Source organism: Methylotenera sp. N17 (assembly GCF_000799155.1).
In the GTDB taxonomy this organism is placed as follows: Bacteria; Pseudomonadota; Gammaproteobacteria; order Burkholderiales; family Methylophilaceae; genus Methylophilus.
The window spans coordinates 1,884,125-1,904,472 of the sequence record NZ_JUGE01000001.1; the positions used below are offsets into that span (position 1 = coordinate 1,884,125).

20 protein-coding genes are annotated in these 20,348 nt (G+C 44.6%); 10 read left to right on the top strand and 10 right to left on the bottom strand.

All coding sequences use genetic code 11. The annotated features are described in order from the left end of the window. Nucleotides 1–88: 88 nt before the first annotated feature. The 3 genes from FG11_RS08925 to FG11_RS08935 form a co-directional block, all read right to left on the bottom strand. Nucleotides 89–3,583 (bottom strand): TonB-dependent receptor domain-containing protein, encoded by a 3,495-nt coding sequence (locus FG11_RS08925; protein ID WP_047534436.1) that lies wholly within the window; start codon nt 3,581–3,583, stop codon nt 89–91. A 169-nt stretch (nt 3,584–3,752) separates the two neighbouring features. Continuing rightward, nucleotides 3,753–4,757: a FecR family protein gene (locus tag FG11_RS08930; protein ID WP_047534439.1), complete on the bottom strand. Its 1,005-nt coding sequence runs from the start codon at nt 4,755–4,757 to the stop codon at nt 3,753–3,755. Then, nucleotides 4,754–5,311, bottom strand: a complete 558-nt coding sequence (locus FG11_RS08935) for an RNA polymerase sigma factor (protein ID WP_052185003.1) — start codon at nt 5,309–5,311, stop codon at nt 4,754–4,756. Before FG11_RS08935 ends, FG11_RS08930 begins: the two co-directional genes overlap by 4 nt. A 284-nt stretch (nt 5,312–5,595) precedes the next feature. Here FG11_RS08935 and FG11_RS08940 point away from each other — a divergent pair, with 284 nt between their 5' ends. Next, complete coding sequence (locus FG11_RS08940; RefSeq protein ID WP_047534441.1) at nt 5,596–5,994, top strand: hypothetical protein; 399 nt, start codon at nt 5,596–5,598, stop codon at nt 5,992–5,994. Nucleotides 5,995–6,123: 129 nt separating this feature from the next. Here the strand turns inward: FG11_RS08940 and FG11_RS08945 are convergent, their stop codons facing one another. Next, nucleotides 6,124–6,678 carry a TetR/AcrR family transcriptional regulator gene (locus FG11_RS08945; protein ID WP_025224805.1) on the bottom strand — a complete coding sequence of 185 codons (555 nt, stop codon included), beginning with the start codon at nt 6,676–6,678 and terminating at the stop codon, nt 6,124–6,126. Nucleotides 6,679–6,721: 43 nt separating this feature from the next. After that, nucleotides 6,722–7,504 carry a hypothetical protein gene (locus tag FG11_RS08950; protein WP_081978204.1) on the bottom strand — a complete coding sequence of 261 codons (783 nt, stop codon included), beginning with the start codon at nt 7,502–7,504 and terminating at the stop codon, nt 6,722–6,724. 150 nt (nt 7,505–7,654) lie between these two features. On the opposite strand from FG11_RS08950, the gene FG11_RS08955 reads away from it, so the two are divergent. The 6 genes from FG11_RS08955 to FG11_RS08980 are packed head-to-tail and all read left to right on the top strand — an operon-like array spanning nt 7,655 to nt 12,965. Next, complete coding sequence (locus FG11_RS08955; protein WP_047534443.1) at nt 7,655–8,701, top strand: AAA family ATPase; 1,047 nt, start codon at nt 7,655–7,657, stop codon at nt 8,699–8,701. After that, entirely contained in the window at nt 8,698–9,558 is an 861-nt protein-coding gene (locus FG11_RS08960; protein ID WP_020182748.1) for a DUF58 domain-containing protein, read from the top strand. Before FG11_RS08955 ends, FG11_RS08960 begins: the two co-directional genes overlap by 4 nt. A gap of 32 nt (nt 9,559–9,590) precedes the next feature. After that, complete coding sequence (locus FG11_RS08965; protein WP_052185004.1) at nt 9,591–10,496, top strand: hypothetical protein; 906 nt, start codon at nt 9,591–9,593, stop codon at nt 10,494–10,496. Next, nucleotides 10,496–11,464, top strand: a complete 969-nt coding sequence (locus FG11_RS08970; protein ID WP_025224809.1) for a vWA domain-containing protein — start codon at nt 10,496–10,498, stop codon at nt 11,462–11,464. The genes FG11_RS08965 and FG11_RS08970 overlap by 1 nt, the downstream gene beginning before the upstream one ends. Next, nucleotides 11,461–11,997: a hypothetical protein gene (locus FG11_RS08975; RefSeq protein ID WP_047534453.1), complete on the top strand. Its 537-nt coding sequence runs from the start codon at nt 11,461–11,463 to the stop codon at nt 11,995–11,997. Before FG11_RS08970 ends, FG11_RS08975 begins: the two co-directional genes overlap by 4 nt. Then, entirely contained in the window at nt 11,994–12,965 is a 972-nt protein-coding gene (locus FG11_RS08980; protein WP_047534455.1) for a vWA domain-containing protein, read from the top strand. Before FG11_RS08975 ends, FG11_RS08980 begins: the two co-directional genes overlap by 4 nt. Before the next feature lie 47 nt (nt 12,966–13,012). On the opposite strand, the gene FG11_RS08985 is transcribed toward FG11_RS08980, so the two are convergent. The 4 genes from FG11_RS08985 to FG11_RS09000 form a co-directional block, all read right to left on the bottom strand. Further along, nucleotides 13,013–15,217 carry an OsmC domain/YcaO domain-containing protein gene (locus FG11_RS08985; protein WP_047534457.1) on the bottom strand — a complete coding sequence of 735 codons (2,205 nt, stop codon included), beginning with the start codon at nt 15,215–15,217 and terminating at the stop codon, nt 13,013–13,015. A 169-nt stretch (nt 15,218–15,386) separates the two neighbouring features. Then, complete coding sequence (locus FG11_RS08990) at nt 15,387–16,055, bottom strand: DsbA family protein (protein ID WP_047534459.1); 669 nt, start codon at nt 16,053–16,055, stop codon at nt 15,387–15,389. Nucleotides 16,056–16,113: 58 nt separating this feature from the next. Continuing rightward, a complete protein-coding gene (locus FG11_RS08995; protein WP_020182755.1) occupies nt 16,114–16,317 on the bottom strand; it encodes a tautomerase family protein in 204 nt (67 codons plus the stop codon). A gap of 31 nt (nt 16,318–16,348) precedes the next feature. After that, complete coding sequence (locus FG11_RS09000) at nt 16,349–17,080, bottom strand: SDR family NAD(P)-dependent oxidoreductase (RefSeq protein ID WP_025224813.1); 732 nt, start codon at nt 17,078–17,080, stop codon at nt 16,349–16,351. A gap of 20 nt (nt 17,081–17,100) precedes the next feature. On the opposite strand from FG11_RS09000, the gene FG11_RS09005 reads away from it, so the two are divergent. Beyond that, nucleotides 17,101–18,129, top strand: coding sequence for a LysR family transcriptional regulator (locus FG11_RS09005; protein ID WP_235276366.1), 1,029 nt, complete (start codon nt 17,101–17,103; stop codon nt 18,127–18,129). Here the strand turns inward: FG11_RS09005 and FG11_RS09010 are convergent. Next, nucleotides 18,126–19,037 (bottom strand): LysR family transcriptional regulator, encoded by a 912-nt coding sequence (locus FG11_RS09010; protein ID WP_020182758.1) that lies wholly within the window; start codon nt 19,035–19,037, stop codon nt 18,126–18,128. The genes FG11_RS09005 and FG11_RS09010 overlap by 4 nt on opposite strands. Before the next feature lie 92 nt (nt 19,038–19,129). Here FG11_RS09010 and FG11_RS09015 point away from each other — a divergent pair, with 92 nt between their 5' ends. Both FG11_RS09015 and FG11_RS09020 read left to right on the top strand, forming a co-directional pair. Further along, a complete protein-coding gene (locus FG11_RS09015; RefSeq protein WP_020182759.1) occupies nt 19,130–19,498 on the top strand; it encodes a nuclear transport factor 2 family protein in 369 nt (122 codons plus the stop codon). A gap of 30 nt (nt 19,499–19,528) precedes the next feature. After that, on the top strand, nt 19,529–20,182 hold the full coding sequence (locus tag FG11_RS09020) for a pyridoxamine 5'-phosphate oxidase family protein (RefSeq protein ID WP_047534462.1): 654 nt from the start codon (nt 19,529–19,531) through the stop codon (nt 20,180–20,182). Nucleotides 20,183–20,348 lie beyond the last annotated feature (166 nt).

Below are 20,348 nucleotides of genomic sequence, written 5' to 3' on the forward strand. Positions count from 1 at the left end.
CAATGCAGGGTGCTATCAACCAAATAGCTATCAACTGGGGTCAACCAAACCCACACATTGTTGTGCGGGCTTGATTCAAATGAGTGTGTTAAAAACTTGGTTTGGAATTGGGGTCAAACTGCCAATTCAAACTAAACCAAACGCCACGTGGCGCACCTGGGGCAATAAAGTTTGTAGTGAGCCAATCACCAGAATTGTGGTTATAACCATCTGGACCAATTGCACCGTTAATACTGGGTGAAAATGGGTTCACCCCTAAACGCCCAGCACTGAAATATTCCTTATCAAACACATTGTTAATCAGCATTGTTGCTGTCCACTCTTTGTTAAACTTATAACTGGTTTGGAAATTAAACACTGTGTACCCGGGCAACTTGCCTGGATTGCTTGATGGCTGCCGGTAAACTGTTTTCCAGCCAAGAGGTAAAAGGTTCGCATCATACTCTCGCATCACCACTGGTCTTGGCACACCTGGGCGATGTTTATTGTTCTCATTTCCGCGTAGATAAGTCCATGAGTGAGCAACCGCACTCAATCCCATTGACCATTTGTCAGTCACATCATAATTAACGCTAGCATTAAGATTGTGTAGAGAGACCCCTGGCATGCGATCACCTGGTCGAACCGTAATCATGCCAGGCGCGACTTCACCGCCGGTGAGCACTTGCATAGGCGTAGCACTACTATTTGCCTCGCCACCCGTTACAAAGGTGCTTCTAAACTTTGCATCATTCAACGCATAGTTGAGGCCAAAACGAAACTTGTCCACGTTACCGTTCAACCCCATCTCAACGCCTTGACGACGGGTGCGACCAATGGTGTCAAAAAAGTTTTGGTTTCCAAAATAAGTCACCATGTAAATATCATTTTTTAACTCAGTACGATAATAGCCAAGATTCCATTCCAGCATTTCACCCCAGCGACCCCGAGCACCAATATCATATGTTTGCGCCTCTACTTGCGGTAGGTAGGGATCTCCAGATAGCGCGCTAGGTAACTGGCAAGAGCGACCGTTGGCAACACTTCGTGGTATATAAACTTGGTTACCGTTACTGTCTACACCATATTTTACTGGGGTCTTATCCAGTGCACAGCCCAATTCAATCACACTAGGAGTGCGTGTACCTTGTGCCCAATTAACGTACAGATTTAGGTTTTCCTTGGCTTGCCAAGTTAAACCCAGTGATGGATTGAGCGAGTAATAGCTGAACTTCTCTGGTTTTTCCGGATATTTAGCCACTGTGCCGAACGGTATCTGATAACCGGTTGGTATATCGCATGCTGGATCCGGACAAAGCGCATAATCATTTGGATAGTTCAGATAATCGGCCAAAGATATTTCGGACCCCCCAAAATCGCGCGCGGCAAATGTCGTGTTTACTTTGGTTTGGTTATAGCGTAACGCGCCTGTAATATGTAATGTCTCAACCGGGCTCCAAGTCTCGCTGGCGTATAAGCTTTGGGTAGTAGAGGTACCACTGAAATCATTATTCTCAATGCCTACATCGGCTGCCCTGAACACATCCAGCGCACCATCTGGATCTAAATAGGCATTGCGTTTAGCATCAAAAAATCCTAAACGCTGGCTATTGAGGTATTCAGAGTAAGGCTTATCAATGGATGCCCCTACCATGAACTTATGTTTTTCTAAGTTCCAGTTTAATTGTAGTGATGCGCCATCCACCTTTTGGTTAATTTGATTATCGGTAATCACTGCGGTCGGTATCCCCACTACCTCTCCAGGCTGGTCTCCTTGCAAACCATCCACGGCTACTACACGATCATTCACTATTTTTGGATTATAGGTAAGCCCTCGCTCACCTTCCAGCTGCGCTTCAAAACAAGCATCACCATTCAATGCAGCTCTATAAGCAATCAAATGCTTTATGCCATCAGGGGTATAGTAAAAACTAGCGGATAATGCCGAGAGTATTCCGAAATCGACTGGGAACGATGGATCAAGTCTAGCAAAGTCAGATGCCATCTGATCGAATTTCGCAAAATATGAAATCTCAGAATTTGAATACGAGGTTTCAGCGCCTATCGGACTGATAAAACCATCAGCAGTGTCATTCACGATGAAGGTAGTGGGATTTTGATAATAAGCAAATTGGGACTTTGCTGCAGCTAAAAACTCTGCCGAGTTGATTTCTTGCGGCCCTAATAAACTCATATCTGCAACACCAGTATTAAATAATGCGTTCAGAAACGGACTGGAAGATAAATCATTGGGATCTGGAATATCGATCCTGACATAATCAGGTAGGCCATATTGATTGGTACTCATGAATTTGCAGGTAAATTCTTGTCCATCTGCAAAATTTTGGCTTAAGGCCATACCCTCATAATCCGTGTAGGCATCCCCTGTGATTTGCCTTCTGCGACTGTTTCTGCGGTATACCTGCCCTGTTACTGTGAAATTATCACTTACAAAATAACTACCAGAGAGCTGAAACTGCGATAGTCGATTCTTGGTTTCATCCGGACTAGTAAACACACTGCGTCTATTTTGTTCATAAAAATTCGTGGGCACCATGCCATTCCCTACCAGATTGTTGGCCACTACCAATGAGCTCAAATTCAAATCTAGTTTATCCCCCCTGTAACTGGCTTTAGTGAAAAGCTGATTGACTTCGCTAGGGGAGTTATTACGCCAGCCATCTTCCAGAAAGAAGTTGCCTGCAGCAAATAAACCGATAGTACCGTTGTTCCACCCACCCTCTGCTTGGAACTGTCTTCTGCCAAATGAACCAGTGAGTACATCTGCATCAACACCTGTATTATTAAAACCATCTTTAGTTTTTACGGCAAATGCACCGCCCAACGTACCCAGGCCAAAAATTGGGTTAGAACCGGGGAATACATCAACGCCTGCTAAGGCATTCATGGGAATCATGTCCCAGTTCACCACATCACCAAACGGTTCGTTGACTCTTATACCATCAAAGAAAACACTTAAGCCCTGCGGGGTACCAATCTGTGGGCCTGCGGTAAAACCCCTATATTGCACATCCATTTGAAAGGGGTTGCCTTGGTAGTCATTCACAGTAACTGACTGTAGTTTCTTGTTCATTAAATCGGTAATGCTTAATGAGTGCGAATCTTTGATCTCTTTGGCGGTGATGCTTTGTACGTTGCCGGGGATTTGCTCTTTAGTTAGGCCTAGTCCGGGTAAAGGACCTATCTCGTAGAAGCGTTTGGCGCGGACGTTGATTGTGTCTAACTGAATATTTTCTGACTTCTCGACCTTTACACGCGCACGCTTAATAACAATGGTGTTGTCTTCTACATTGGCTTCAAGCCCCGTATTTTCCAGTATTTTCTTTAAAGTCTGGCTTTCGTCATAGCTACCTTTTATGGCTGGTGCCAGCTTGCCTTTTGCCAAACTGTTATCAAACACTATATTTTTACCCGTCTGTTTTGCGTATTGTTTTAATGATTCCGCTAACGGCTGAGCCGGCAGGTTAACGGTCACGGGAATTTCAGTATTGAGTGCACCAGCATACGCATTTAACGCAGTCATCAAACTCACTGAACATGCAGCAATACTTATTGCTTTTGGTTTTAAACGGGGGAGTTGCATACAGAGTCTCTCAAATAAATTTGGTTGAATACTGTATTGACGAGGCACAATTGAATTGCCTGATGTTGGAATATAAATATTTCTTGATCGCTAAGTTGGGTAAGCAGATTGTGCACTTGTGCAAATACCGCTTAAGCCTTAGCGTAAACGATACGGCGCAAATGCAAACCTACTGATTTCGATTGGTAGAGCGGTTTATCTCTGTTTTACTGGCTGAGTGTTTTACAGTCACATCCGCCACCTGTGGCAATGATTGAATAAAGGCTTCCATCTCTTTAATTTTAACTACCGCAGTTATGCCTACCGATTGATTCACGTGGGAGACTAAGGGGATGGCGCGATATCTGGATACCGTTTCAGCAACCTCGTTTAAGTCAGCATCTTCAAAAATGATTCTGCCTTGCGTAAACTCAAACATACTCAATGCATTGCGATCCAGCTTGTGCAACGATTGCGCCGTGGTAATTTCTGCAACTTGGCCATTGGTTAATACAATAATACTAGTAGAAGGTTTACCATCACTAGTTAGCGCCTCAACCTGTACTTTGCCGTGGTCCACCGCAACATAGGTCTTTTCTTTGAGCCGATTCACCAAGAACCGGGTGCCTTTGACGGTAATTCTAGCATTAGCGCTTTCCACCACAAACGGCCTACTTTGATCTTTAACCACATCAAACACAGCCTGCCCTTGTTTCAGTTTAACAACACGCTTATGACGATAATAAATCACCTCAACATCAGAGCGAGCATCCAGCGTAAGTTGTGTGCCATCGGACAAGTACTGGCTAACAATATGTCCAACCTGGCTTGATTGTGCAATGTGCGTGAGTGGTTGTTGCTGCCAATCTTGCCAAGTTTGGTACGCAAACACTGCACAAAAACCCAACACCACAATACTGGCAAACTTTGCTAACGAGGCAACCTTGCTTCTGCGTTTGATATCCTCATCTAGCTTTTTGCGCTGCATTGCCTCCGCCAGCACTTCTATTTGCTTGTGCGAATCAAAGTCTTGCCATGCTTGCACAATAGCGCGGTAGGCATCTTGATGGGCAGCACTTTGCATCAACCAGCTTTCAAACTTACTACGGTCTGGGTGATCTAGGTCTGCATGTTGCAGCCGCAAAAACCATTTAGCCGCTTCTTCACGCACACTTTTATGCAGAGTATTCATCATGCGCTCAGTAAGTAATCTTTTGCCAGCGACAAATCGACCAGCGCGCGCATGACATGGCGCTCTACCATATTCAGGCTAATGTTTAATTGTTGAGCGATATCTATTTGCGACTTGCCTTCAATCCGATATAGCCAAAATACCTCTCTGCATTTTGCGGGCAAACAGTCTATGATGTTTTGCAGTGCATGCATGCGCTGCTTGATATCAGCCAAGCGCTCTGGGGATTTGAGCCAGGACGCTTCCATATCAAAGCGGTCGTCGTTTATATCTTCCTGAAAGTTAAGTGCCTGTACATCCACATAGCGCGCATGGTAGCGATGATGATCCACGATTAAATGTTTCACGATAGACCGAAGATAAGCATGCGGCTCAAGAATGGATTCAACACTGTTACGCACTGCGAATTTGACGATGGCGTCATGTAACAGGTCATTTGCCAAATGGAAATTGTTAGTCTGTGCATAAATCTTACGCAATAGATCCGTGTAAACCCATTCCAGATTCAGGTTATGCCAATAGGTAAATGTATCCGGGCGGTTAGGTGTCAGGCTCATCACGTTGCTACTAACAGTTATTTTTGCTTAATAATGCAAGTTTCATTCCTTATAAAGCAGCGTCATAACCCTCTGATTTATCTATCAATAATATAAACTCCACCTACTTTGTAAAAAGCTTGGTTGATATAAACCCGAGCACTGGTTGATATCAACCAACCCAGTTGCATTCAAGTAGAGAGCATATGCTTTCCATTCCATATTAAAAGCACTTGAAAATGAACAGACCTGTCTGTATTATTTAATCGCTGTTTATTATTCAATATTTTTAAAGGGAGATTGATATGGAAGTATTACTAGTAGGCTCTGTTGCTTGTATTACGGCTTTAATTTCGTCGGCTTGGCTCATGACATTTGCGAAGTGGTTTCCAATTAAAGCAGTAGATGAATTTTTGATTGATTATAAAACCATGATTCGTGCCCATGTGGACTACGCATTGATGGGATTATTTGGGCTTGGATTTTATGGAGCGGGTAAAGCGGCAGGGCTAGAGTTGCCCAAAATCGCATGTTTTTGTTTGGCTGTTGGTGGTTTTTCAAACCCAACCGTATTTGTGATTGCAGCATTTGATACGGATTTTTGGAGCAAAACCATTTGGAAAGTGTATTCAGCGATCAGCTTTGTGGTTACAACCATTGGATTTACTTGGTTGTGTTACGAGCTTTTAAAGTTTGCTCTATAACTAATTTTCCCAGATTACGGATACAAAAAAGCGCTCAAGTCATTGAGCGCTTTTTTACGTGCGGCATATGCACTGCGTTTGGTACGCTAGCACTTAGCATGCTGCTTACCTAGCGCTTAACACAATGCTTTATATTGATGTTTTAATCAGCGTAATCGCTGCACTCTTGGCACGGCTAGCTGCGCCAGACCCTGGACTTAATCGTTCAATCAATGCAGCGCCCTCGAATAGAATGGTGAGCTGTTGACTCAGTGCCTCAGGCTCTTTAGCACCAGCTGCCGCTGCAATTTTAGATAAGTAGCCTTGTAGCTCTACCGCTAACACTGCTGAATACTGATTAATCGGGTGATCTGGGTCCGGAAATTCAACCGCCGCAATATGGAACGGAAAACCGTGAAATTCCGGGGTCATGATCCACTGCTCAACAAGCTCACACAGTAAAAACAGAATATCTTGAGAATCTGCTTTTTTAGACACCAGCTGTGCGTTTAGCCACGCATAAAATTTATCAGACTTCTCTCGGAGGTAAGCAGTAATGAGTTGATTCTTACTCGGAAAATGCTTATATAACGTGGCTTTAGCCACGCCAGCTTCCGCAATAATGGTATCTACTCCAGAGGCTTGTATGCCCCTGGTTTCAAACAGCGTAGTGGCTGTGGTGAGAATTTTTTCATACATATTCATCTTTATTTCCTTATCTAAGCTATCTAGGCAAAGCTGCGATAAATCATTGAACTGACAACGGGCGCATTAACTCTTGCGGGTACAAACAGTTGACATACCCTAAGGCCAACCTGAGGTTTTCGACATTCTGTACTTCTACTACCCCTTTGTTTACAAACAACAAAAAAGCATGACGCTGTTCTTGTGGCAACATGGCGGCTTGCGGTAGCTGGCAAGTACCTGCTTTCATTTTGTGGTACGCCAGTTGCAACATACTCATCGTGACAGGGTCTGCATCACTTTCATTTTCCACTGCTTCCGCTGGCACCAAGGGCGAATCGGCTACAGCATGATGGCTTTTGAGCACTTTAGAATGGTTCATGATTGTCGTGCTGAAGCCAATCAACAAAACGACGGTAAACAGCCCAAATGAAAACAACCGCCTTTCACGCCGCACATCTACATAACGGTGGATAGACTGCTCGACCAAGTTCCATGCTTTATCCGACCCAGTTTGTGCTTGCGTTTGTATGGCACCTACGGTTAAAAATAGCAACTGGTCGGACATGATTTCCGGAAGTTTGGATGGTGACTTGCCAATGGCTGCATGCACCATTTCTTTAATGGCATTGACATCTTCCAGCGTTAAATCCAAACCTTGTTGTTGTGCAGTTCTATGTACAACCCTATCGCTATTCCAGCGCTTAAGTTGGCGGCAAAGTGCCACCAGCGCTGTGTTTTCAAGGTTTGCGTAGGCACGGAAATACTGAAAAAAATCTAATGAGAATAAGTAGCTGAAGTTGCAGTGCTTCAGAATTCCCGTAGAAAAACCCCAACCTTGGCTCAATGTAAATTACTCCCTAAAAATCTACTTGCACTTTTTATAACTCTTCAAGTAGACTGTAATTAAGTGAACAGACCTGTCTGAATACTACCTTGATCACGCACAAAATGCAATGCATTACCCACTAATACTTTTATTTTACACAGGATTACTATGAAAAATGCAACAAACGATATTCAGTTGGCCGATTGGCGCGACCACGCATTAACACTGGAAAATGAAGTAAAGAAGGTGATTGTTGGCCAAGACAAGGCAATTAGATTAATTAATCTTGCCATATTTGCACGTGGTCATGTGCTACTTGAGGGTGGTGTGGGTGTGGGTAAAACCACCTTATTACAATCCATCGCACGCTGTATTGGTGGTGCATATGAGCGTATAGAAGGCACCGTCGATTTGATGCCAAACGATTTAATCTATCACACCTATCTGGGTGAAGATGGCCGTCCAAAAATTGACGAAGGTCCGTTATTGCGTGCCGGTGAAAATTTGTCAGTGTTCTTCTTCAATGAGATCAATCGCGCACGCCCACAGGTACATGCGCTGATGTTGCGCGTGATGGCTGAACGTCATGTGAACGCATTCAAAAAAGAGTATCGCCTGCCGCACATGGTGGTGTTTGCAGACCGTAATCAGGTTGAAAAGAACGAAACGTTTGAGATTCCTTCTGCCGCGCGTGACCGCTTTATGATGGAAATTCCGATTGATATCCCAGCCGATAGAGAATTGCGTAAAGCACTCATGTTTAACATCAAATTTCAACATGCGGAACATTTGACCAAGCAAGTGGCATCCAATGTACTGCAATTTGATCAGCTCAATGCGTTCTCTGACACGCTACAAAACCATATCAGCGCGAGCCATGTGCTAGAAGAGTACGCGCTAGACTTGTGGGAATCTACACAGCACCCAAGCAAATTTGGTATTCACTTGGATAGCGTAGACGTGAACCGTTTGATACACACAGGCGCAAGCCCACGCGGGATGGGCATGCTACTGAAAGCGGCGCGAGTCAATGCGTGGCTGATGAATCGTGACAGTCTATATCCGGAAGATATTCATGCGGTATTCCACGAGTTGATTGCACATCGTTTGGTATTTAACCCCATGTACGAAAACCGCAGAACGCAATTGGCACGCGAGCTCACCAGCAAAATTCTAAGTACAGTTGCCGTGCCTTCTCAAGCAAAAGCAGCATGATTCCAGCATACGCAAAACCGTTCTTTTACCAAACGCCGTGGAAGTCTAGCAGCATCCATTTTGGTGAACATCTTGGTACACAGCGGGGCTTGGGCGAGGAGTTTAAGGGCAATGTGGATTTCATTGATTACCCTGATGCTAGGCGCATGGATTTGCGCCAAACATTGCGCGACCCCTATGAGCAGATACAGGTTAAGTTGTTTAATCAGGACAACACCACACCCATTTTTGCCGTGTGCGACCTGTCCAGCTCGATGCAGTATAAGGGGCAAAGTAGGAAGCTAGATTTGGCAAAAGAAATTGCCGCGTCCATTGCTTATTCGGCATTTGATACCAGCGATATGTTTAGCTTTATTGCCTACAACACACAGGTGATTGAAGAGCTCACGCTCAGCTTAAGTCATCACGTGCATCAAGCCTTTGAAGTGATAGACCAGCTGAGTGCCTACGAAAAAATGCGTGTTGGGCCAGAAGGCATTTTGGAGGTTCCGGAATACCTAAGCCAGCACAAAGGCCTAGTGTTTTGGATTTCAGACTTTCATATGCCGATCAGCCTGATTGAACAAGCGTTGAATGCAATGTCATCACATCAAATTATTCCCGTTGTACTTTGGGATGCGCACGAGTATACCAAGCTCCCTAAGTTTGGGTTTGGCAACATGATAGACCCAGAAACGGGCGCAAGCAGAACCATCTTCTTTCGTGAAGCGGTAAGAGCGCAGTTTGAGGCCGCGTTTGCTGCAAGAAAGCAAGCGCTAGACACTTTATTCACGCGCTTTGACAGCCAAGCCATTTATATCCATGGCAAGTACGATCCGGATGTGATGTCGCAATATTTTGAACACATGATGGCTTAAATAGCCAGATGGCTAAAATAACAAAGGGAATTATGCGTAATTCAATCGTAAAATCAATATTGGCTATTAGCCTTACACTCTTGTCACTACAAGGATTTGCGCAAGCGTCAGCGGTGAAAGTGCTTAACATCACCAATCCACACCATAGCAATGCTATTCAAATCGGCGATGTACTGAATCGCACCATCGAGGTTGAGGTCAGCTCAGCCTACCACTTGCCTAAAACGTCTCTGCCATTAAAAGGGGACAGTAAAGATGGTATAGAACTACGTGACATTGCCGTACAAAGTACGCAGCACGGTGATACCACGACCTACCACATTGCACTTAGCTATCAGGTCTTTGCCAGCGCCGCCAAACCAATGGTGATGCGATTACCCAATGTGCATTTCACACTGGCAGGTGGCACCACTGCAGCCGCTATTGATATGCCTGCTTGGCAGTTTTGGTATTCGCCACTGGTAGCAGAAGGCATTACCAATGCCAAAGAAAATATGCAGCCACAATCCAAACCACCACTATTTGATGTGAGCATACACTATAGCTGGCTATGGCTAGCACTCTCCGTATTAGCTACAGGTCTGATCGGGCTCATCTATGTCAATGCAGATAAATCCTGGTTGCCTTTTATGAATGGTGCATTTGCGCAAGCGTATCGCCGCATTAAAAAACTAGGCCATCGCCAAGGCAGTCATCAGCATGCTTTGATGTATATGCATCAAGCGTTTAACCAACTGTATGGGGAGAATTTATTTGTACACGAGCTGGACAAATTTCTAGCGGCGCATCCTAAATTCTTAAAAATGCGCGCGGACATTGATGCGTTTTTTACGCAATCTAACGCTGCACTGTTTGGCAATCACGCATCGAATGGTCAGGAGTTACAACAGCTCAAGGCGCTCAGTAAACGTTTTAGAGATTGCGAGCGAGGCATTTAATGACGCTATTACATCCATGGGCACTTTTATTAGTGCCACTCGCAGCCGCGCCATTTATATTTAAGAGCCATCAAGGCCAAATGTACTCTTGGTTAGACATTGCACCCAAAGATAGGCTGTCAGACATTGCCAACCGCGTTGTCAAAACCATCATCGCCCTACTCTTACTGAGTATTGTGCTTGCACTGGCCTCTCCACAAGGTGCCAGTAAAAAAGAGCAAAAGGTGGGTAAAGGCGCACAAACGGTATTTGTGATTGACCGTAGTGTGAGTATGGACCATCCATTTGCCGGGCAAAGCACTAGCGGGCGCGCTGCAGAGATAAAATCTGCCGCTGCACGCAGACTGATTACCGATTTTATTGATTCCCGCCCGGACGACATGATGGGCGTCGTTGGCTTCACCAACTCTGCCCTCTATGGCATGAAAATCACCACCAATCGTGATGCTATCCACGCTGCCATTAATGCAGCTACTGGCGCCGCACTCAATCAAACCAATATTGGCGCAGGTATTACCGAGGCGGTCAGCTTATTCGACAACATTCAAAGCTCTGGATCACGCGCGGTAATTTTGCTCTCTGATGGCGCAGGAAAACTAAGCCCACGTGTGAGATACAAAATATCAGAATACTTTGTGGGCAAAAAGTTAAGCCTGTACTGGATTGTATTAAGAGAGCCGGACGACATCAGCATCTTTACTAAAAATACTTATAGCGAAGATAGTGTTCCCGATTCTATTGCACTAGACCGATATTTCAAATCGCTCAATATCAAATACAAAGCGTTTGAGGCAGACAACCCAACTGCATTGCAATCTGCATTGCAATACATCGATGCGAAAGAAAAAAACATGATTCAGTACTCGGTCAATATTCCCGGCCATGACTACTCAAACAATCTTATCGTCATCGCATTGATACTCAGCTTGCTCATATTAGCCATTAAAAATCTAAAGGTACACGCATGATCAGACATATTAAAAATAGCAATGTGGTGTTTGGTGCTTTGCTCGCCATTGGTTTAGTGGGCGTTGGGTACGAAGCTTTTCAAATCCATAGAACCGAACAAGTGAACCGAGTGTTAGCGGCGGGGCAGTTGGTCACCAGTGACCGCTACCCCTATCTACAAAAATTTACTGCAGCCTATGACCAAGGCAATAAAAAAGACTACAAACATGCAGTGCAAACCTACGGGCAATTATTAGAAACCAAACCAACTTTAGAGCAGCAAGCCAAAATCCAATACAACATTGGCAATAACCTATTTGTGTTTGGGCTAATACGCAGAGTCAATGATGATGGCACCTTACAAGACGAAGCGCGCTATGCCTATACCCAAGCCAAAATGGCGTATGAGCAAGCATTAAGAATCGCTCCACAAGACCGTGCCGCCAAATTCAATTTGAATCTATTGCACTCGGTGATGGCAAATAATATGAAGCCTGCACCCAAAGACCAGTCCACCATGGAACTGAGCAACTTACCGATTGGTTTGCCATGAAAAAGATACGTGCATTTTTAACAAACAATCACGAGACTCTGCTGTTTACAGCAGCGTTTGCTTGTTTATTACTGGCATTGTTCAAGCCAGAAATTCAATTAAAGCAAGAGGTGCATAACTACTTACTGCTTGCTGATGTATCACAAAGCATGAATGCCGAAGATGAGCGCTGGAACAACCAACCGGTTAGCCGGTTAGCCTACACACGTCAACTGATGAAAAACATTGTGCAGACATCTGCCTGCGGTACTTATTTTAGTGTGGGCGTATTTGCTTCGGACAATGTGGCTTTATTGATTACACCCTTAGAAGTCTGTGCGAATTTAGATGTGATCACAGACTCCATAGACCATCTGGAGTGGCGCATGGCATGGAAAGGCAATAGCCGCTTAAGCTTTAGTATACGTGCGGCAGCCAACACGTTTGACTCGCTCAATGTGCCGGCACACTTGCTGTTTTTTACCGATGGCGATGAAGCACCGCGCGTCAACGTCACCATCAAACAAGACCTTAGCGGCATTCAAATTGGTAAAAACTTCACGTTTGTCGGTGTAGGCGGCAATACCAAAGTGGGCGTACCCAGATTCAATTCCGCAAATGAGCGGGTTGGCTATTGGCCGGTGAGTGATAACAACAATGCTGGCGCTGTTGGTGTCACTTATTCAGACCCAAGCCAGGATGAACCTGATCCGCCAGTGGCGTTTGCAGAATATGACCGCTTTTTATCGCAGTTGGAAGAAGAGTACTTAATCTCGCTTGCTGGAGAATTTAAAGGCACGTATATCAAAGGGCAAGACAACAACGCGTTTTATGCCTTTGTGCAAAAACAAAAACCAGCCGCTAGTTTTGTCACGGCGTATTCGATGCGCTGGGCATATTTACTTTTGGCCGCGCTACTCATCCTCGCAACCTTTATACCGAACGTGTTATACAAACTACGCGGGAGCGCGAGACTTAGATTCAAATAAATCTGCGCTGGGGAGCTACCTCAGCGCAAACGTTATGACGCGTTACTTTAACTGACCGTAGCCACCATTTTGGCCCGCGCCGTATGCAATTTTCTGTAGCTGCCAATCAGGCGGTGGTGCCTGTCCAGCCCTTCCAATTGCATACTGGTCGGCGTCAAGCCAAAGAAGCGCACGCTGCCGTCCACTGAGCCTATTACAGCGTCCATCCGTACATCGCCAAACATCTTGCGGAAGTTGACCTCGTAATCGGCCAGCTCTAGCTCGTCATCCAGCACGACTTCCAGCACCACATTCAAGGCCTGATAAAACAATCCGCGTTCTAGCGTGTTGTCGTTGTATTGCAGGAAGGCACCTACCAATTCTTGCGTCTCTTCAAATTGCTGCAAGGCTAGATTTATCAGCAGTTTCAACTCCAGCACAGTGAGCTGACCCCAGGCCGTGTTCTCGTCAAACTGAATGCCGATCAGGGTGCCGATATCGCCGTAATCATCCAGTTCGTTATTCTCCAAGCGCTCAAGCAATGCTTTTAGGCTAGCATCGTCCAGTTGATGCAAGTTCAGGATACCCTCACGGAACAGCAAGGCCTTGTTGGTGTTATCCCACACCAGATCTTCTACCGGATACACTTCTGAATAGCCCGGCACCACTATGCGGCAAGCCGCTGCACCTAACTGGTCATATACTGCCACGTAAGCTTCTTTGCCCATGTTGGCCAACATCCCAAACATAGTCGCGGCTTCCTCAGCATTCGCATTCTCGCCTTTTCCTGAGAAATCCCACTCCACAAACTCATAATCAGCCTTGGCACTGAAAAACCGCCACGACACAATGCCGCTGGAATCAATAAAGTGTTCCACAAAGTTATTCGGTTCAGTCACCGCTTCACTGGCAAAGGTCGGTTGCGGCAAATCATTCAGGCCTTCAAAACTGCGGCCTTGCAGTAATTCGGTCAGGCTGCGTTCCAGCGCGACTTCCATACACGGGTGCGCGCCGAACGAGGCAAACACACCGCCGGTGCGCGGATTCATCAAGGTCACACACATCACCGGGTATTCGCCACCCAGCGACGCATCTTTCACCAGTACCGGGAAGCCCTGCGCTTCCAGTCCCTGAATACCAGCCACAATGCCAGAATATTTCGCCAGCACTTCTTGTGGCACATCGGGCAAGGCGATTTCGCCTTCGATGATTTCGCGTTTGACCGCGCGTTCAAAAATCTCGGATAAGCATTGTACTTGCGCTTCGACTAGCGTGTTACCGGCACTCATGCCATTGCTGGCGTACAGGTTTTCGACCAGATTAGAAGGGAAATAAACCACCTCACCATCTGACTGCCGTACATAGGGCAGCGAACAGATACCGCGCTCGGCATTGCCAGAATTGGTATCGATCAGGTGCGAGCCACACAGTTCACCATCAGGGTTGTAAATCTCCAAGCAGTAGTCGTCCAGAATCTCTTTCGGCAGCGCATCTTTACGGCCCGGCTTAAACCAGCGCTCGTTCGGATAATGCACAAATTCGGCATTGGCAATCTCTTCGCCCCAATACGACCCGGCATAAAAATGGTTGTTACTCAGCCGCTCGATATACTCACCCAAGGCCGACGCCAGCGCACTTTCCTTGGTCGATCCTTTTCCGTTAGTGAAGCACATCGGCGAATGCGCATCACGGATATGCAACGACCACACATTCGGCACAATATTGCGCCACGACGCGATTTCAATCTTGATGCCCAGACTCGCCAGCAAACCAGACATATTGGCGATGGTTTGTTCCAGGGGTAAGTCTTTGCCGGTAATGTAAGTGCGCGTGTCGGCAGATGGATTCACCATCAGCAAGGCCTGCGCATCTTCGTCCAGGTTAGCGACTTCTTCAATAATGAAATCCGGCCCGGCTTGCACTACTTTCTTGACCGTACAACGGTCAATGGAACGCAAAATCCCCTGACGGTCTTTGTCGGAGATATCAGAAGGTAACTCGACCTGAATCTTAAAAATCTGCTTGTAGCGGTTTTCAGGATCCACCACATTGTTGTGCGACAGGCGGATATTGTCGGTAGGAATATTGCGCGTGTTGCAGTACAACTTTACAAAATAAGCCGCACACAAAGCCGATGAAGCTAAAAAATAATCAAACGGGCCAGGCGCCGAGCCATCACCTTTATAGCGGATAGGCTGATCGGCAATCACCGTGAAGTCATCGAACTTGGCTTCAAGACGTAGCTTATCGAGAAAGTTGACTTTAATTTCCATGGGAGCTTATTCCAAGTATGCTGCAAAAAATGCTGAGGGCGCTATTATCCCCCACAACGCCAGCGCCGTGTAATACATTGATGCTTTACACAAACGCTAGCGCATAAAAAGAAATGGCTAGAAAATCTTCTGGGGCAATTGGTTCTAGCAGGCGTACAACTTTTGCTGCCTAGCTGTGCTTTTGACACAAAACAGAGTCGTTTTGATTAGAGATTTTGTTCATTATTTCTTGCAGCATGTTTGCAGCCATATAGCCTGCGCTAATGGTTTTAATTTCCCCATGATCCTCTAAAAGCAGCGCTGGAAAACTAGATATTCCAAAAGTGTGTTTGACTGTCTTGAAATGATTCTCCGTTTCTAATTTAATTTCCTCACTATTAAACATAGTTAAAATCAAATCATCATTAACTGGATAGCCCTCTAAGGCAAATGTGTTGGATAATATTTTTACCAGCTCGCTTGGGCTTGTCACATCTTTACCATCCACATAAAAACCATGCTGAATAGCTCTAAATATCTTAAGTATACTAATACCGGTATTCATCTTAATTGCTGTGACGAGTGCTCTACAAGCTGGCCCAGAATCATAGACGAACCCTTCTCTTGCCATTAACGCTTCTCTGTTAAATGGCAGACCACTTATGGCCTCTACTTTTGACCAGTGCATCAATCTAAACCGCTTGTCGGCATCATCTAGCACTTTATTCGATCCAGCGCTTAGCCCACCCACCACTATTTCCAAAGAGATCTCTGGATTCATCTCCATTAATTCCGCCATTTCTTTGCTAAAGCCATAGCACCATGAGCACATTGGGTCGGCTACATAAATCAGTTTCATTTCTCATCCTTTCTTGGAGTAGCTGGATACGCTTTTACATATCCAGCTTTTTTTTAGATTAATGGCCTCTAAGGCGTCTGGCTGTGGTTGTTTCACCTGCGACTCCCCAGTTATCCGTTTCAACTTCGTCGATAATCACGAAAGTGGTAGCGGGGTCTTTATTCAGAACTTTTACAACGAGGTCAGTAGCACCTTGAATGAGCTCAGCCTTCTGTTTTGGAGTTACACCTTCTTTGGTTACCTTGATATTGATGTATGGCATGATTATTCCTTTCAATCATTGAATCAAAAAACTACCATTTACCTGAGCTGCTACCACCGTCTACTGGAAGCACGATACCCGTTGTAAATTGCGCATCTGCCAGATACATCACAGCATCCACAATATCTTTAGTGGTACCCATTTTATTTGATGGATGTAAGGCCTTTAAGAAAGGATGGTTTTCTATGGAGTGCATAGGCGTATCTATAATGCCAGGCGCCACAGAGTTAACCTGAATATTGAATGGTGAAAGCTCCAATGAAAGCGCTTTTGTAGCGTGATCTATACCGCCTTTGATTAAAATAGCCAATGAAGCCGGCACATTGATATTAGGCTGAATCGCTACACTGGCAGTGATGTTCACAATATGCCCTGATTTGTTTTCAGACATATGCGCAGCAGCTTCACGACTTGGGTAAAAAAACCCTTTTAAATTGGTGTCGATAAGTTGGTTTACATCTTCATCTGTATAAGCAGTAATGGGCTTAGCAATAAATACACCTGCATTGTTAATAAGGATATCCACTTTGCCAAACCTAGCTTTAGCTTGGCTGAATAATTCTTTTGCAGTATCGGGTTTTGAAATATCACCCGCTACGCCTACAAAGTGTTGTGGACTTCCTAATTTTTTTGCAGCTTCATCCAGCCGATCTTGGGTACGGCCGTTCCCTACCACGTGATAGCCTCTTTTCAAATAAGCCTCTGCCAGTGCAAAGCCAATACCGCTTGAAGCGCCTGTAATCACTACTGTTTTTGTGTCCATGATTTTCTCCTAATGTAAGTTTGGTTGATCATCTACTCACAATTTACCTAGCAAGTGATGATGAAACGTACTTTACCTTTGCATTAAAAGTAGATAAATACTATATTTATCAAATTATTTATTACATGGTGGAATATATGAAAAGACAATTTGATGCTGTGTTACTGGGGAGCATTGAGCTGTTCTGTCTGGCGGCAGAACTGAAAAGCTTTACCGCAGCGGCGAATGCAGCAGGCGTTACACCAGCTGCTGTAAGTAGATCCATCACCCGGCTGGAAGAAAGATTAGGAGTACGTTTGTTTGTTAGAACGACTCGACACATCAGGCTGACAGAATCTGGAGAGCTATATTTTCATCACTGCAAAGACGCATTGACTCAGTTAATGGAAGCAGAAACTGCGGTTGCTGGGCAGCAAATAAACCCTGCCGGCACTATAAGAATCAGCCTGCCAACTACCTACGGCCACTATAGAGTCTTGCCTATATTGGCTGATTTCAGAACCCATTATCCGAACATCCAATTTGAGCTACATATCACCAATAGAAATATCGATTTTTTGGAAGAAGGCTTTGATTTGGCAGTCAGAGGGCGAACACCTCCCGACTCAAACTTTATCTCAAGAAAAATAGAGGATGCAAAATTGGTAGTAGTCGCTACACCACAATATCTATCTCAAAAAGGACAGCCTCAAAAACTGGAGGACTTAGCCGATCACGATTGCATACAATTTGAATTACCGAGCACTGGCCGCCCAATACCCTGGCTTTTTTACAAAGACTCAATTGAGCACGAGATTTTGACAAATGGAAGCTATCGTTGCTCAGAAGATATATTGGGTGGCGTAACCCTCGCTAAGTCTAGTGCCGGCCTATTTCAAACCTACCACTATGTAGTTGAAAAAGAGTTGGAAAATGGCACATTAGTGGAGGTACTGAAAGAATTTTCTGGGAGAGCTCGCCCTTTTAATTTGATGTACCCACACGGTAAGTTTCTCTCAATTAAGGTAAGAACACTGATTGATTTTATAATGAATAGACTCGGTGTTTAATATGCATCTGGAGAAGGTATCACGAGGTTCTTTTCCAAATACTCAATCAGTACTTTGGTTTTAGTCGGCAAATGTCGGCGTGATGGGTAAACCGCATATAGCGTTTGATCTCTACCCGGAGCAAACTCAGGTAAAGCAAGGACAAGTTCTCCGGCTTGTAATTCTTTATGTGCTTGCCAATAGCAAATCATGCCAATGCCTAAACCATCTTTAACTGCTTCTATTAATGCTTCACTATAGTTGGTTTGAAAACTGCCACTGACGCGCTGGTGTATGGTTTTTCCACCCACTTTAAACTCCCAGTTGTAGTGCTCATTCAATACAATGCAATTATGCATGGCTAGATCCTCTGGTGAAGTTAAAGGAGGTGCGTTATCTAGATACTCTTTTGTTGTGCAAAGCACTTCTGGGGATGGCCCCAGTTTTTTTGCCACAAGGGTCGAGTCGCTCATCTGAGCACCGCGGATAGCTAAATCAATGCCTTCCGCCACAATATCTAGCACCTTGTCGGAAAGCTCAAAGCTTATTTTTATTTTTGGATACCTCTTCAAAAACTTTAATATCAGTGGCATTAAATAAAGCCTAGCAAATGAAGCAGATGCAGTGATGCGTATTAGTCCCGCAGGCTCAGTTTTTTCACCCCAATCCATTTCATAATCGTCAACGGTTTCTAACAAATGCTGTGCTTGCGAATACAGCCGAAGGCCTTCGTCCGTGTGCTGAATGGTTCGGGTAGTCCGATGAAACAACCGTGCACCAAAATCCTTTTCGATTTGGGTTAATCGCTTACTAATCACGCCCGGTGTTGTTTGGTTGAGCGTAGCAACTAGCGTTAGACTTTTCTTCTCAAAAATTTGTACAAATATCCGTAAATCATCTAAAGAATTAAACAATTTAGCCTCGCTCATTTTTTCCAAATAAGCACAAATAATATTCTATATCTTGCATTTATTTCAATTTAAAAATAAGTCAAGATGACGCATCAATGGAGGATATCCCTATGTCAGTGACAAATATGAGTGATTACGAAGCGATTACTGGTTTAATTCAACATTATATTAATGGCGCAATTTCTGGCAAAGGCAGTGACATGAAACCTGCTTTTCACAATGACGCCACGATTTTTGGCTATGTCGGCCCTGACTTGTTTGCAGGGCCTATTCAAGGGCTATATGATTGGAACGATACGAACGGACCTGCTAAAAACTTGATCTTTCATATTGTGAGCATGGATATTGTCGGCACTATTGCCAGCGTGCGCGTAGAAACCGATGACTGGACCGGGCACAGATTCACAGATTTTTTTAACGTTTTAAAGTTAGATGGGGAATGGAAAATCATGAGTAAGATTTTTCATTTACATCAGTAGTTTTTTCAACATACTAAATTGGGGAAAATAATGGCATCACTATATTCAGCTGAACACCGTGCGTTACAAGAAGAATTCAATACAACGAAACTAGCTAATTTACTGGATAACGGTTGGATACATGAAAAAATATCAGAAGATGAAAGTAAATTCATCAGTAGCCGAGACATGTTTTTTCTTTCCACGGTAGATCCGCATGGCATGCCAACCGTATCTTACAAAGGCGGCCCTACTGGTTTCGTAAAAGTGTTGGATGAAAGTACTTTGGTATTCCCCGGCTTTGATGGAAATGGCATGTTTTACTCGGTAGGCAATATAGAAGCGCAGCATAAAGTGGGTATGCTCTTCATTGATTTTGAAACCCCTCATAGAGTGCGCGTACAAGGCACTGCTGAGTTGGTGAGAGAGCATGAGCTGCTGGCTGAATACACTGAGGCAAAGTATTTGATCATGATCAAAGTCACTAAAATTTGGGTTAACTGCCCACGCTATATTCACAAATACAAAAAATTAGATCAATCCAAATACGTGCCAGAGCCTTGCAAGGTCACGCCCATTCCAACATGGAAGCGATTAGACATCGTTCAGGATGCTATTACGCCAGAAGAAAAAGCCATTGCTGAATCACAAGGGCTTGTAGATATCAACGAATACGAAGCTAAGGTAAAACGTGGGGAAGGATAATATTTGCCCGGTATAACAATACTTGCTCAACGTAACAATCAGAATGCCTGCTTAGGAGACTCTGTACATCATCAAATTGCAGTATGGGTGCGGGCGTAGTTTCATTTGTCAGTTTTCACAATAGGGATTGGAATTTCCATTTCCCTATTGTTTAAATTAACTTCAC